The organism is Streptomyces sp. NBC_00104 (assembly GCF_045160825.1).
Classification (GTDB): Bacteria; Actinomycetota; Actinomycetes; order Streptomycetales; family Streptomycetaceae; genus Streptomyces.
The window spans coordinates 10037468-10050012 of the sequence record NZ_CP108215.1; the positions used below are offsets into that span (position 1 = coordinate 10037468).

16 protein-coding genes are annotated in these 12545 nt (G+C 71.4%); 8 read left to right on the plus strand and 8 right to left on the minus strand.

Going from position 1 to position 12545, the window contains the following annotated elements; all coding sequences use genetic code 11:
- Positions 1 to 114 precede the first annotated feature (114 nt).
- Positions 115 to 351 carry a hypothetical protein gene (locus OG272_RS43920; RefSeq protein ID WP_326574161.1) on the plus strand — a complete coding sequence of 79 codons (237 nt, stop codon included), beginning with the start codon at positions 115 to 117 and terminating at the stop codon, positions 349 to 351.
- Here OG272_RS43920 and OG272_RS43925 read toward each other — a convergent pair.
- Positions 332 to 991, minus strand: coding sequence for a VanZ family protein (locus OG272_RS43925; RefSeq protein ID WP_327726506.1), 660 nt, complete (start codon positions 989 to 991; stop codon positions 332 to 334). The genes OG272_RS43920 and OG272_RS43925 overlap by 20 nt on opposite strands.
- Before the next feature lie 295 nt (positions 992 to 1286).
- Positions 1287 to 1943, minus strand: a complete 657-nt coding sequence (locus OG272_RS43930; protein ID WP_327726505.1) for a DUF4230 domain-containing protein — start codon at positions 1941 to 1943, stop codon at positions 1287 to 1289.
- A gap of 196 nt (positions 1944 to 2139) precedes the next feature.
- On the opposite strand from OG272_RS43930, the gene OG272_RS43935 reads away from it, so the two are divergent.
- Entirely contained in the window at positions 2140 to 3093 is a 954-nt protein-coding gene (locus OG272_RS43935; protein ID WP_405895854.1) for a ribose-phosphate diphosphokinase, read from the plus strand.
- Positions 3094 to 3142: 49 nt separating this feature from the next.
- Here the strand turns inward: OG272_RS43935 and OG272_RS43940 are convergent, their stop codons facing one another.
- The gene (locus tag OG272_RS43940) at positions 3143 to 3526 is read right to left on the minus strand and encodes an anti-sigma factor antagonist (RefSeq protein ID WP_327726504.1); all 384 of its coding nucleotides are present in this window, start codon (positions 3524 to 3526) and stop codon (positions 3143 to 3145) included.
- 159 nt (positions 3527 to 3685) lie between these two features.
- Positions 3686 to 4114 carry a MarR family transcriptional regulator gene (locus OG272_RS43945; RefSeq protein ID WP_326574156.1) on the minus strand — a complete coding sequence of 143 codons (429 nt, stop codon included), beginning with the start codon at positions 4112 to 4114 and terminating at the stop codon, positions 3686 to 3688.
- 105 nt (positions 4115 to 4219) lie between these two features.
- Between OG272_RS43945 and OG272_RS43950 the strand changes: the two genes are divergently transcribed.
- The 3 genes from OG272_RS43950 to OG272_RS43960 all read left to right on the plus strand — a co-directional run bounded on the left by OG272_RS43950 (position 4220) and on the right by OG272_RS43960 (position 7909).
- A complete protein-coding gene (locus OG272_RS43950; protein WP_326574155.1) occupies positions 4220 to 5677 on the plus strand; it encodes an aldehyde dehydrogenase family protein in 1458 nt (485 codons plus the stop codon).
- A gap of 71 nt (positions 5678 to 5748) precedes the next feature.
- Entirely contained in the window at positions 5749 to 6858 is a 1110-nt protein-coding gene (locus OG272_RS43955) for an NAD(P)-dependent alcohol dehydrogenase (RefSeq protein ID WP_326574154.1), read from the plus strand.
- A gap of 175 nt (positions 6859 to 7033) precedes the next feature.
- Positions 7034 to 7909: a hypothetical protein gene (locus OG272_RS43960; RefSeq protein WP_405895855.1), complete on the plus strand. Its 876-nt coding sequence runs from the start codon at positions 7034 to 7036 to the stop codon at positions 7907 to 7909.
- A gap of 13 nt (positions 7910 to 7922) precedes the next feature.
- On the opposite strand, the gene OG272_RS43965 is transcribed toward OG272_RS43960, so the two are convergent.
- Complete coding sequence (locus tag OG272_RS43965) at positions 7923 to 8513, minus strand: TetR/AcrR family transcriptional regulator (protein WP_327726501.1); 591 nt, start codon at positions 8511 to 8513, stop codon at positions 7923 to 7925.
- Positions 8510 to 8872, minus strand: coding sequence for a DUF1304 domain-containing protein (locus tag OG272_RS43970; RefSeq protein ID WP_327726500.1), 363 nt, complete (start codon positions 8870 to 8872; stop codon positions 8510 to 8512). Before OG272_RS43970 ends, OG272_RS43965 begins: the two co-directional genes overlap by 4 nt.
- Before the next feature lie 145 nt (positions 8873 to 9017).
- Here OG272_RS43970 and OG272_RS43975 point away from each other — a divergent pair, with 145 nt between their 5' ends.
- Both OG272_RS43975 and OG272_RS43980 read left to right on the plus strand, forming a co-directional pair.
- Entirely contained in the window at positions 9018 to 9494 is a 477-nt protein-coding gene (locus tag OG272_RS43975; RefSeq protein WP_405895856.1) for a GNAT family N-acetyltransferase, read from the plus strand.
- Between the two features lie 73 nt (positions 9495 to 9567).
- On the plus strand, positions 9568 to 9960 hold the full coding sequence (locus OG272_RS43980; protein ID WP_326574149.1) for a VOC family protein: 393 nt from the start codon (positions 9568 to 9570) through the stop codon (positions 9958 to 9960).
- A gap of 75 nt (positions 9961 to 10035) precedes the next feature.
- Here the strand turns inward: OG272_RS43980 and OG272_RS43985 are convergent, their stop codons facing one another.
- Positions 10036 to 10332: a DUF4235 domain-containing protein gene (locus OG272_RS43985; protein WP_326574148.1), complete on the minus strand. Its 297-nt coding sequence runs from the start codon at positions 10330 to 10332 to the stop codon at positions 10036 to 10038.
- A 35-nt stretch (positions 10333 to 10367) separates the two neighbouring features.
- Positions 10368 to 11384 (minus strand): glutathione S-transferase family protein, encoded by a 1017-nt coding sequence (locus OG272_RS43990; RefSeq protein ID WP_405895857.1) that lies wholly within the window; start codon positions 11382 to 11384, stop codon positions 10368 to 10370.
- 104 nt (positions 11385 to 11488) lie between these two features.
- On the opposite strand from OG272_RS43990, the gene OG272_RS43995 reads away from it, so the two are divergent.
- Positions 11489 to 12538, plus strand: a complete 1050-nt coding sequence (locus OG272_RS43995; RefSeq protein ID WP_327726498.1) for a cation diffusion facilitator family transporter — start codon at positions 11489 to 11491, stop codon at positions 12536 to 12538.
- Positions 12539 to 12545 lie beyond the last annotated feature (7 nt).

The window sequence follows — 12545 nt, forward strand, 5'->3', positions numbered from 1 at the left end:
GCGTCGCCCAGCCCCCGGGTACCCGCACGGCGGCCGTACGATCACGGGCGGGCCGGACTCACCCGCCCGGACCTCACCCGGCACCGATGGCCGGAACCGCTCTACGCTCTAGACATGACCGAAAGCGCGAGCCCCTACATTTCCCACCCTCGGGTCATGGTGCTCGGGGTCCAGCCCGGTACGCCGCCGTTCCGGATCGTGGAGATCGACGGCCAGGTGGTCGGCGAGGCGAAGACGATGACGGACGTGCTGCGGGCCGCCGCCGCCTTCGGGGTCGTCGTCCACGACCTCGACGACCCCGACCAGGTTCGCTGGGTGGGTGGCGACAAACTCACTTGGACCCTGCGCTAGCCCCCTTGCGGCCGACGCGCAGCCGCTGGGTCCAGCGGCCGCGCGGAGCCTTCGGCCGGGCCGGGTCCTTCCGCTGGGCCGGCGCCTTCCGCCGGGCCTGCGCGGCCTTCGGTTCGCGCGGGGCTCGCGCGTGCACCGCCCGGCCGAGGCGCCGGCCCAGCAGCAGATAGCCCAGCAGCGCACCCGTCGTGTTGAGGATGACGTCGTCGATGTCGAACGCGCGTCCGGTGACGAGCGCGCCCTGCACCAGCTCGACCAGCAGCATCATCAGCGCGGTCAGGGCGGGCACACGCAGCAGGCCGCGCGCGCCGGGCGCCAGTACGGGCAGCAGGATCCCGAACGGCAGGCCCAGCAGGATGTTCCCGCCGACCTGTTTGAGCGCGTCGCGGGGGTCGGGATGGTGCCAGTAGAGCTCCAGGGAGCTGCCGGGGCGGAGGTTGCTGTGGGTGAGCGCCTCCGACGCCGGGGACGGCTGGAGGGTGAGCCCGGCCAGCACCGCGCCGAACGCCACCATGACCATGAAGGCGAGCGCCATCGCCAGCAGCCGCAGGGGCAGCGGGAGTGGTCGTCGACCCTGTGGGGCCGCCGGGGAACGGCGGCCGGAGGTCGTGGAACGGGAACGTGCCGTGGTACGGGCCATGCAACCCTCCCGATTTCAACTTCCCTCTGTCCCAAGGTGGTTACCCCCGATGCGGCCCATGACTCCCGCCGGTGCGAGAAGTCGTCAGCCGGCCTTCGCCGGGTTTTCCCTCGCCCTTCCTGGGCACTCCGGGCGGGGAGCGACAGAGGTCCGCTCCCGTTCGAGGGGCGCCGACGAGGCGCCCGGGAGTGGGCGGGCGCGGGAGGGCGCGGACGTGCGGAGTCGGCGGACGAGCCGACGTACGACGCGCCCTCCCCGAACCCGGGGAGGGCGCGGGGAGGACGCCGGTGACCGGTCAGGACCCGTACGTCACCTTCACCTCCTTGAAGCCGAGGGACTTCAGCAGCCCTTCGAGCATGTCGGTGGTGTTGGCCTCGGCGCGGTCCGTGAGCTTGCTGTCCTTCGCGGCGTCGCCGATGTGCTTGACGGCGAGGCGCTGCACGGCCTGTTCGCTGTTGGGGTTGTCGGAGAACAGATCGCCGAAGCGGTCGAGCAGCCCGCGCTGCTTGGAGACGGCGTAGGAGTGCTCGGTGTCGAGGGCCGGCTTGCCCAGCTGGGCGTGCGGGAGGTTGATGGTGGCCGACGTGCGGTCGTCGTTGACCTTCACGTCGTTCTCGCCGACCTTGCCGAGGTCGACATAGGCGTCGACGGTGCCCGCGCCGACGTACAGCGTGCGGGTGCCGCGGATCGCGTCCGGCAGGTACTTGGCGTCCTTCTCCAGGTCGACGACCACCTGGAAGTTGCCCGAGGCGGCGTCGTATCGGCTCATGTCCTGGATGGACTTCAGGAGTGTCGGCCCCGAGCGGTCGTGCTCCTCGGTGCCGAACACGTCGTCCAGCCCCCCGAAGACCAGCATCCGCAAGGCGGCCAGCAGCACCACGATGAGGATGACCACGGCGGTGAGCAGCTTGGCCCAGCCGGGCAGACGCGTGCGCTTGATGGACGTCGTCATGTCGACGGTCCTCCTTCCTCTTTCAACGAATGCCCTCAAAGGCCAAGGGAGAACGCCGGGTCGGTGATTGTCCGCACTTCGCCGTAGAGCGGGGGTGCGGCTCGTCCGGGCCGCCGTAGCGAATCGGCGTATGCCGGGCGGCCAGTAGCATGAGCCGCGCAACCCGTAATGATCATGTTCATACGAGGAGCCGACCGTGCGTGACATCGCCGTCTTCACCGGCAGCGCCCATCCCGAACTCGCCGACGAGGTGTGCGCGCACCTCGGGGTACCGCTGAGCCCGTCCCGGGTGAGTCGGTTCGCCAACGACTGTCTGGAGGTGCAGCTCCAGGCCAACTGCCGGGAGAGGGACGTGTTCCTGATCCAGCCGCTGGTCGCGCCGGTTCAGGAGCATCTCGTCGAGCTGCTGCTGATGTGCGATGCGGCGCGCGGCGCCTCGGCGGGCCGGATCACCGTGGTCATGCCGCACTACGCGTACGCCCGCTCGGACAAGAAGGACGCCCCGCGGATCTCCATCGGTGGCCGGCTGGTCGCCGATCTGATGGTGTCGGCGGGCGCCAGTCGCGTGCTCGCCATGACCCTGCACTCACCGCAGGTGCACGGCTTCTTCTCGGTGCCGGTCGATCATCTGCACGCGCTGCGCGAGCTGGCCGCGCACTTCCGGCGGTACGACCTGACGCGTACGACGGTCGTGTCACCGGATCTGGGCAACGCCAAGGAGGCGGCGGCGTTCGCGCGGATGATCGGCGCGCAGGTCGCCGCGGGTGCCAAGCAGCGGTTCGCGGACGACCGGGTGAGCATCAGCTCGGTGATCGGCGAGGTCGCCGGTCGGGATGTGATCGTCCTCGACGACGAGATCGCCAAGGGCAGCACCGTCCTGGAACTCCTGGAGAGGCTGAGGGAGTTGGGGCCGCGCTCGATCCGGGTGGCGTGCACCCACGGACTCTTCGCGGCGGGGGCGCTGAAGCGGCTGAGCGAGCAGCCCGACATCCTGGAGATCGTCTGCACCAACACCGTGCCCGTCCCGGTGGAGGAGCGCACCGAGAAGCTGAAGGTGCTCTCCATCGCCCCCGCGCTCGCGGAGGCCGTGCGCCGCATCCACAACGGCGAGTCCGTCAGTGCCCTGTTCGACGCGCCGGCGAGCGAATAGGGCGAAGAGGGCGAAGGGCGAAGAGGGCGAAGAGGGCCGGCGGGCAGGGTCATAACGTGCCGGACGCGGCCTCGGGCTGCTCCAGGGCCGCGTCCAGCGACGGGGCGGGCGGCAGCAGCCGGGCCAGGCCGGTGACCTTGAGGACGCGCAGGGTGAGCGGGTGGGTGCAGACCAGGCGCAGCTCGCCGTCGCGGTCGAGCACCCGCTGCCGGGCCCGGTAGAGCAGCCGTAGTCCGGAGCAGTCGAAGAACTCGACGTGCCTCAGGTCGATCACGATCCGGGCGCCGGGGCGGCCCGTCGCCGCGTCGAGGTGCGGAATGATCTCCACCGCCGCCGCGATGTCGATCTCGCCGTGCAGTTCGAGCACGGTACGGCCGCGGTCCGTGCGGACGCGCAGGTACCCGATCGTGGGCGGTGTGGGGTCGCTCGACACGACGGCATCGCCTCCAACCGGACTCTGTGAGGACAGGCGCGAGGGCAAGTCCCGTCCCCGCTCTGCAAGTTACCCTCGTTGGAGTGAATTTCAGCATGTTCGATTGACATATGTCTTCGATTTCTCCGGCAATCGGTCCGGAGTTGTGCGCAGAGCCCCCTAGGACAGGGCGTGCCACGCCTTCGACAGTGCCAGCCGGAACTGGTCGGCCTGGTGCGCGGTGAGGTCGCGGATCATGCGTTCCTCCAGGTCGCGCATGGGCTCGGCGTAGTGGGCGAGCAGCTCGCGTCCCTCGTCGGTCAGCAGGATCAGCAGCTCGCGCCGGTTGCGCGGGTTGCGCTCCCGGCGCACGAGTCCGCGGTTCTCGAGACTTCGTACGAGATCCGCGATGGACTGGGCCGTGACGAACGAGTCGCGGGCGAGCTGGGCGGCCGAGAGCCCGTCGTGCCGCTCCAGGACGGTGAGGGACGTGTACTGCAGGGCCGTGATCCCGGCCGGTTTCACCAGCTCGTCCAGGCGCGAGCGGACAACGAGCTCAACCTGCTTGACCATGTAGAGGAGGGAGGGAGGTGCCTTGGTGCCGACCATGGGGTCAGCGTAAGGCATTGACAGGAAACCTGTGTGTAATGAAACTGCGAACCAACAGGAATCCTGTTGGTTGAAGACTTAGCGATCAAGGCTGAGGAGTGGGCAATGACGACCACCTTCGAGAGCGAGCCCGGGCGGCTGTTCATCGGTGGACAGTGGCTTGAGGCGACTGACGGGGCACGCGCCGACGTGATCGACCCGTCCACGGGCCAGGTGGTCACGACGGTCGCGGAAGCGGGTGCCGCCGACGTCGACGCCGCCGTGCGCGCCGCGCGCGAGGCCTTCGACAACGGCGCGTGGTCCGGACTGAGCGGTCGCGAGCGCGGCCGGATCCTGAACCGTGTCGCCCAGCTGATCCGGGAGAACGCCGACGACATCGCGGCCATCGAGAGCCGTGACGTCGGCAAGCCCATCATGCTGGCCCACGCCGTGGACGTGACGAACGCGGCCAACGACTACGAGTACTACGCCTCCCTCGCCTGGTCGCTGGACGGCTCCGCCCGTGACGTTCCGGACAACCGCCTCGCCTACACCAGGCGCGGCCCGATCGGTGTGGTCGGCGCGATCACCCCGTTCAACTTCCCGCTGATCCTGGCCGGCTCCAAGATCGCCCCCGCGCTCGCGGCCGGCAACACGGTCGTGCACAAGCCGGCCGAGGAGACCCCGCTCAGCGCCCTCTACATGGCCGGGCTCCTGAAGGAGGCCGGCGTCCCGGACGGTGTCTACAACGTCGTCACCGGCACGGGCCCCGTCGCGGGCGAGGCGTTGCTGCGCAACCCCGGCGTCGACAAGATCGCCTTCACCGGTTCCACCGCGACCGGCCGGCACGCGGCGAGCGTCGCCGGCGAGGGCCTGAAGCAGGTCACCATGGAGCTCGGCGGCAACGCGGCGCACCTCGTCTTCGAGGACGCCGACATCGAGAAGGCCATCGGCGCCATCATCAAGGGCTTCGTCTTCAACACCGGCCAGTTCTGCATGGGCGGCCCCCGCCTGCTGGTCGCCCGCCCGCTCTACGACACCGTGGTCGGCATCCTCGCCGACGCCGTGCCCGGCGTGCCCCTCGGCGACCCCCGGCAGCCCGAGACCGTCATCGGCCCGATGGCGGGCGAGCGGCATCTGAAGAAGGTCGAGGAGTACGTCGAGCTGGCCCGCAAGGAGGGCGGCCGCATCGTCTGCGGCGGCGAGCGCCTCGACCTGAACGGCGGCTACTACTACAAGCCCACCGTCATCGCCGACCTCGCCAACGACTCCCGGGTCGTCCAGGAGGAGGTCTTCGGACCGGTCCTCACCGTGCAGCCCTTCGACTCCGAGGACGAGGCGGTCGAGCTGGCCAACTCCACGCCGTACGGACTGGCCTCGGGCATCCAGACCACCAACCTCACCCGCGCCCACCGCGTCGCCGACCGCCTCCAGGCGGGCATCGTCTGGGTCAACGACTGGCCGATGCTCGACCCCGCCGTGCCCTTCGGCGGCGTGAAGGCCTCCGGCTTCGGCCGCGAGTACGGCCCCGAGGCCCTGGAGTCCTACACCAAGGTCAAGTCCGTCGTCGTCTCGCTCGACTGAGCGCCTCCCCGGGATCACTCGTGAGCCGCGGGACCGCTCCGGCGGCTCACGGACAGACAAGGAGTTCGAGAATGTCCACCACCACACGCGCCGCCGTGGTCGAGTCCGGGGGCGCCCCCTTCACCCTCTCCGAGGTCGTCCTCGACCAGCCGGGCCAGGGCGAGGCCCTGGTCCGCATGGTCGCCGCCGGGCTGTGCCACACCGACCTCGGTGTCGCCAGCGGCGGGCTGCCCTTCCCGCTCCCCGGGGTCCTCGGCCACGAGGGCGCCGGTGTCGTCGAGGCCGTCGGCCCGGGCGTCACCTCCGTCGTGCCGGGCGACCACGTCGTGCTGTCCTTCACCTCCTGCGGCGCCTGCCACAACTGCCGTGACGGGCACCCGGCGTACTGCGCCACCTGGCTCCCGCTGAACCTGCTCGGCGGCCGCCGCGCCGACGGCACCAGCACCATCAGCCGCGACGGCCAGGACCTCGGCGGCCACTTCTTCGGCCAGTCCTCCTTCGCCGAGCGGGCCCTGGTCGACGAGCGCAGCCTCGTCAAGGTCGACCCGGACGTACCGCTGGACTCCATCGCCCCGCTGGGCTGCGGCGTGCAGACCGGCGTCGGTGCCGTCTGGAACGTCCTGGAGCCCCGCGCGGGCAGCACGATCGTCGTCCTCGGCGCCGGAGCCGTCGGCCTCTCCGCCGTGATGGCGGCGGCCCTCACCCCCGCGACCACGGTCATCGCCGTGGACAAGGTCGGCGAGCGCCTGGAGCTGGCCAAGGAGCTGGGTGCCACGCACACGGTGAACGGCGGCGAGGTCGCCGACCTCACCGAGGCGATCATGGAGATCACCGGCGGCCGCGGCGCCGACGGCGTCGTCGAGACCACCGGCAGCGTCTTCGTCCTGCGCAAGGGCGTCGACTCCCTCGCCGCGCGCGGCACCCTCGTCATCGTCGGCGCCCCGCCGTTCGGCACCGAGGTCTCCCTCGACGTCAACGGCATGCTCGGCGGCAAGCGCGTCGTCGGCCTCACCCTCGGCGACAACGAGATCCAGACCGCCATCCCGGTCCTCGTCCAGCTGGTCAAGGAGGGCAAGCTCCCACTCGACCGGCTGATCAGCCGCTACAAGTTCGAGGACATCGACCAGGCGGTGGCGGACATGAGCGGCGGCAAGAGCATCAAGCCGGTGCTGACCTTCTGACGTCGCCGGCGTTCCGAGGAGCCGTCTCCCGCCGGGGCGCGTCCTCCCCCGCGTGACCCCGGCCCTGTGGGTGACCTGCTGTCCAGGTCACCCACAGGGCCGTCGAACGTCCTTGGCCCCTTCGGCGTCGTAGGGGGAAGGACACTGAGTTCGTGGACGAGCACGGGGGTTGGAGATGCGCAGGGGACTCGCGGCAACGGTGATCGTGGCGGCCGTGGCGGCCGTGGCGGCGGTGGGGTGCGGCGCCGGGAGCGGGGGCGACCTCGTGGTGACCGGGACGGCACCGGCCACGCCGTACGCCGGGCCGCTGTACGTGCCGCACCAGGAGGTCGACGAGGACGGCGTCGAGGCGATCAGGACCGAGTCGGGCGCGGCAGGCCGGGCGCTGGAGTGCGACGGCGAGATCTACGAGGGCGGCGGCGGGCCCGGCGGCTGGGGCAGGGACGATGGGGGAAAGACACCCGAGGAAGGGCTTCGGGCGTACTTCGACATCGAGGTGCCCGACGTCCCCGAGGAGGGCTACCGCCTGGAACGCCGGGAGAAGGACCGGGCCCTCTTCTCGTACGACGTCGACGGCAGGACCAAGGTCGCCGTGATCGTCGCCAAAGACCGCGAGGGCAGCCCCGGCTGGGGGCCGGAGACCAGTGCCTCCTGTGACCCGGCCGAGCTGCCCGCGAGCTTCACCGACTCCCGGGCGTACGAGATCTGGACCGACCGCGACGGCGACCGTGTACCGATCACCGAGGTGCACACCTCCGTGGGCTCGGAACACTGCGACTGGCAGAAGGCCCACTTCCTGTCGAGGGGCGGCGACGCCGACGGGAAGGGCCGGCTGTACGGCCGCGACCCCGAGGGCGTCCTGCCCGACGGGATGCTCACCTCCGCCTACGACGGTGACGTCCCCATGCCCGTGCACGCGCGCGACACCGGGTACCGCCACGAGGACCGGGCGCTGTGGCTCGTCGAGCGCGACCCGTCGAAGGTGTACGTCCGCACGCCCGACGGGGTCGAGGTCTGGCCCGAGGTGGCGAAGGGCATGGGCTGCGCCTGAGCCGACGGCGTGTTCACCGGCTGCGGTGCAACGCCACCAGCAGCTGCCACGCCTGGTCGGCGATCTCCTGAGGGGTGCCGTCGAGGAGGCCGTGCAGCCAGTCGGCGAGAACCCCCGCGAAGGTGGCCGCCACGGCGGAGGCCACCAGCGGGGCGTCCGCGGCCCCCGCGAGCTCGCGTTCGCGGAGGCTGTAGGCGCGCAGGTCCCGGTGCAGCACCCGGCCGAGCGGGCCGCCGCCACCGGGCGCCAGCAGCGCGCGGTACAGGGCCGCGTGCGGAGCCAGCCCGGCGAAGAACTCCGGCAGCGCGGCGGGCGCCCGCACCGGGTCGGGGCGCCCGCGCCAGGCGTGCAGGGCCTCCACGGCGTCGCGCACGACATCGGCGCAGGCGTCGACGGCCAGCGCCTCCAGGTCCGGGTAGTGCACGTAGAACGTGGCCCGGCCGACCCCCGCCCGGCGGACCAGCGAGGCCACGCCGACCTCGTGCAGCGGGTGCCGGGCGCATTCGTCGAGGAGGGCTTCCCGCAGCCTGGCCCTGGTGCGGGCGGCCCGGGGGTCCGCCGTGGCCCGGGGGTCGTCCGTGGCCCGGGGGTCGTCCGGGGTCATCCCGCGACGAGGACGGCGGCCAGGGCGAGCGCGCCCGGGAGCGCCTGGGCGACGAGGATGCGGCGGTTGGCGGTGGCGGCGCCGTACACACCGGCGACGATCACGCAGGCGAGGAAGAAGATCTGCGCGCGGTAGCCGGTCGGGTCACCGGCGATCAGGCCCCACACCAGTCCGGCGGCGAGGAAGCCGTTGTAGAGCCCCTGGTTGGCGGCCATCGCCGCCGTCCGCTTCGCCATCTCCGGGTCCAGCCCGTGGAACGACATCCCCGGCTTCTTCTGCCACAGGAACATTTCCATCACCAGGATGTACGCGTGCAGCACCGCCACCAGCGCGACCAGCACGTTCGCCAGGATCTCCATGGTCAGCAGACTCCGTAGTCACTCGATGCCCCGGAACTTCCTGGACAGGTGTCCACTATAGCTGGACGGCTGTCCAGGAAGTCCACCCGGGGTGCCCACGATCGTCGCCGACGGGTTGTCAGAGCCTGCCGCTAGGTTCCCGTCCATGAGTGAGCAAGAGGTGATCGTGCGGCGCGCCCGCGCCGAGGACGTACCGGGGATCGTCGTCTCCAGCTCCTGGCTGTTCGCCGAGGACGGCGGGGAGCGGGACCCGAGCCTGGACGTGGACTGGCCGCGCCGGCACGGCGCCGAGGCCTTCACGGCCGCCCTCCACGACCCCGGCCGGCTGCTGCTGGCCGCGCTGCACGACGGCGAGGTGGTGGGCCATCTGTCGGGCTCCCTGTCCGGACCCTCCGCCATGCGGCCCGTCGGGTCGGCCACCCTCATGGCGCTCTACGTCCGTCCCGCGCACCGGCGCGCCCGGGTCGGTGCCCGGCTGGTCGACACCTTCCTGGCGTGGGCCCGGGAACACGGCGCGGTGCACGCGGAGGTGACCGCCTCGGCGGCCAACGCGGACGGTATCCGGTTCTACGAGCGGGAGTCGTTCCGGCCCCAGGCGCTCACGCTGCGGCTGAACCTGTAGTCGGCGGGTACCCGGGGAGCGTATGGGCGGCGGCGGACCGTCCCCCGCGCCCGGGATCCCGTACGGAGGAGACATGGCACTGGTACAGGCGGGCCTCGTGGTGCTGGACTGCGCCGAGCCGGAGAAACTCGCGGTGTTCTACAAGGAACTGCTCGACGCCGAGGAGACGGACGCGACCGCCAACCGCGTCGAGATCGAGGGCGCCTGCGGCGCCCGCATGGCGTTCCGCCGGGACGTCAACGCCACCCCGCCGAGCTGGCCCCGACCCGAGAACTCCCTCCAGGCCCACCTGGACTTCTACGTCGACGACCTGGACGAGGCCGAACGGCTGATCGTCTCCCTAGGCGGACGCCCGGTGGACACCAAGGACGCGAGCGGGCCGTTCGAGGAGCGCGGCTACTCCGACCCGGCCGGCCACTCCTTCACCCTGCGCCGCGAACACCCCACGGCCCCCAAGCAGGGCTAGCACCCTCCCGGCACGGCCAGGTCCGGGGCCTGTTCCGGCGATCCGCGAGGGAACCGCCGGAACAGGCCCCGGACCTCAGTCCCGGCCGCCCTTCTCGGTGGTCGGCCACACCCCGGTGGAGCGCTCGATGGCCTTCGCGCCCGTGCGGTCCACCGCGCTGCGCACGACCGCGAAGATCGCGCCCTGCACGGCCGCCGCGAGCAGGACCTCGCCCCAGCCGCGGTCCCGGTCCAGCGCGTCGGGCGCGTCGTCCTCGTGCCGGATCAGCTTCCAGGTCTTGCGGAACGCCAGCGAGGCCAGCGCACCGCCCGCCCAGCCGAGGGCGAAGCCGAGGGGCTGATAGGCCAGGGGGAGCTTCTTCTTCTTGGACATCTGGTCTTCCTCCTTCACGTCGTGAGGTCGCCCGGTCAGGGACGACCCTGCGGGGCCACGACCTCGGCCGCGGGCACCGGCCCCGGAGCCGTGCCGTCGCCGAACGGGCTGCCGCCCAGGTCCTCACGCCCGTGGGGCGTGAGCCAGCCCGCCAGATCGGGCCCCAGCGGCACCACGGCGGTCGGGTTGATGCCCGTGTGCACCTGGTAGTAGTGCCGCTTGATGTGGTCGAAGTCGACGGTGTCGCCGAATCCGGGGGTCTGGAAGAGGTCACGGGCATACGCCCACAGCACCCGGTCCTCCGCCAGCTTCCAGCGGTTGCACTTGAAGTGACCGTGGTAGACGGGGTCGAAACGCACCAGTGTGGTGAAGAGCCGGATGTCCGCCTCCGTGATCGTCTCGCCGACGAGATAGCGCTGTCGTGCCAGCCGCTCCGACAGCGCCTCCAGCCGCCGGAACACCCCGGCGCAGGCCCCCTCGTACTCCTGCTGGCCCGTGGCGAAGCCCGCCCGGTACACCCCGTTGTTGAGGTCCTGATAGACCTCCTCCATCACCGTGTCGATCTCGTCGCGCAGGGCCGCCGGATACAGGTCGGGCGCGCCCTCGCGGTGCAGGTCCGTCCACTCGGTGGCGAGGTCGAGGGTGAGCCGCTGGTAGTCGTTGGTGACCAGCTCGCCGCTCGGCACGTCGACGATCGCCGGGACGCTGACACCGCCCGGGTAGCCGCTCTCCCGTGCGTCGTACGCCTCCTTCAGGAACCGGATGCCGAGCACCGGGTCGCGGTCGTCCGGGTCCAGCGTGAACCGCCAGCTGCGGTCGTCCTGGATCGGGTCGGTGACGGCCATCGACAGGGCGCCCTCCAGACCCAGCAGCCGCCGCGAGATCACCGCCCGGCTCGCCCAGGGGCAGGCCCGGCTGACCACCAGCCGGTAGCGGCCCGCCTCCACCGGCCAGCCGTCCCGGCCGTCGGCCGTGATCCGGTCCGTGAAGTGGCTACGGGACCGCTTGAACGCCTTCCTGCCGTACGCCTCGTTGCCCTCGCCGACACTCATGCCGTCCGTCCTCCCGGTCCGTCCGGATACGTATGCCCTGATGAGTTCCCCGATTTCCGCGACCCCCACGGTGTGAGCGCGACCGGTCGGGGCAATCGGCGAAGGTGACCCGGACATCAGCAGACACCGAGACGACGGACGACCAGGGCGGGGCGGTTCTCGAAGGACCGGGGACCCGTCAGGAGGACCGGGAGGACAAGGCACGCGCGGACCACAGGACCCGGATCACCGTCCTCGTCGCCCTCGGCGCCAACCTCGTGATCGCCGTCGCCAAGACCATCGGCGGACTCCTCGCCGGATCACCCGCCCTGCTCTCGGAGGCCGCCCACTCGGTCGCCGACAGCATGAACGAGGTCTTCCTCCTCGCCGCGCTGCGCCGCAGCCGTCGCCCCGCCGACAGCCGGCATCCCTTCGGCTACGGCAAGGAGCGCTTCTTCTGGTCCCTGCTCGCCGCCGTCGGCATCTTCGTGATGGGCGGCTGCTTCTCCTTCTACCAGGCGTTCCACGCCCTGACGACCGGAAGCGAGGAGTCCTACGACGGTTACGTCGTCGGCATCGCCGTCCTCGGCGTGGCACTCCTGTCCGAGGGCGCCTCACTGCTGCGCGCCCTGCACCAGGTGCGCCGGCAGGGCGGCGTCGGCGGACTCCGGGACCCGGCGCTGCGCACGGTCGTCGCCGAGGACGGCACGGCGGTGCTCGGGGTGACCCTCGCGATCGCCGGGATGGCCCTGCACATGGTGACCGGGCAGGTGATCTGGGAGGCGTCCGCCTCCTTCGCGATCGGGGCGCTGCTCGTGTACGTCGCCTACTGGCTGGGCCGGGACGCCCGCGAACAGCTCATCGGGGTCGCCGCGGACGCCGAACCGAGCCGGAAGATCCGCTCCCTGCTGGCGGCGCAGCCCGAGATCGACAGTGTCGAGGCCCTGCTCACCATGCAACTCGGCCTGGACTCCACCCTCGTGGCCGCCCGCGTCGACCTCGTACCCGGCCTGGACAGCGAGGAGGTCGAGGAGGTCGCCGTCCGCATCAAGCGCTCCATCGCCCACGTCGTCCCGGAGGCCGACCAGATCTTCCTCGACGTGACGGACAAGGCGGGGCAGGGGGAGCGGACAGGGGAAAGCCCCGCCGCGACGGGGGAACGCGGCGGGGCCTGAGACTCGG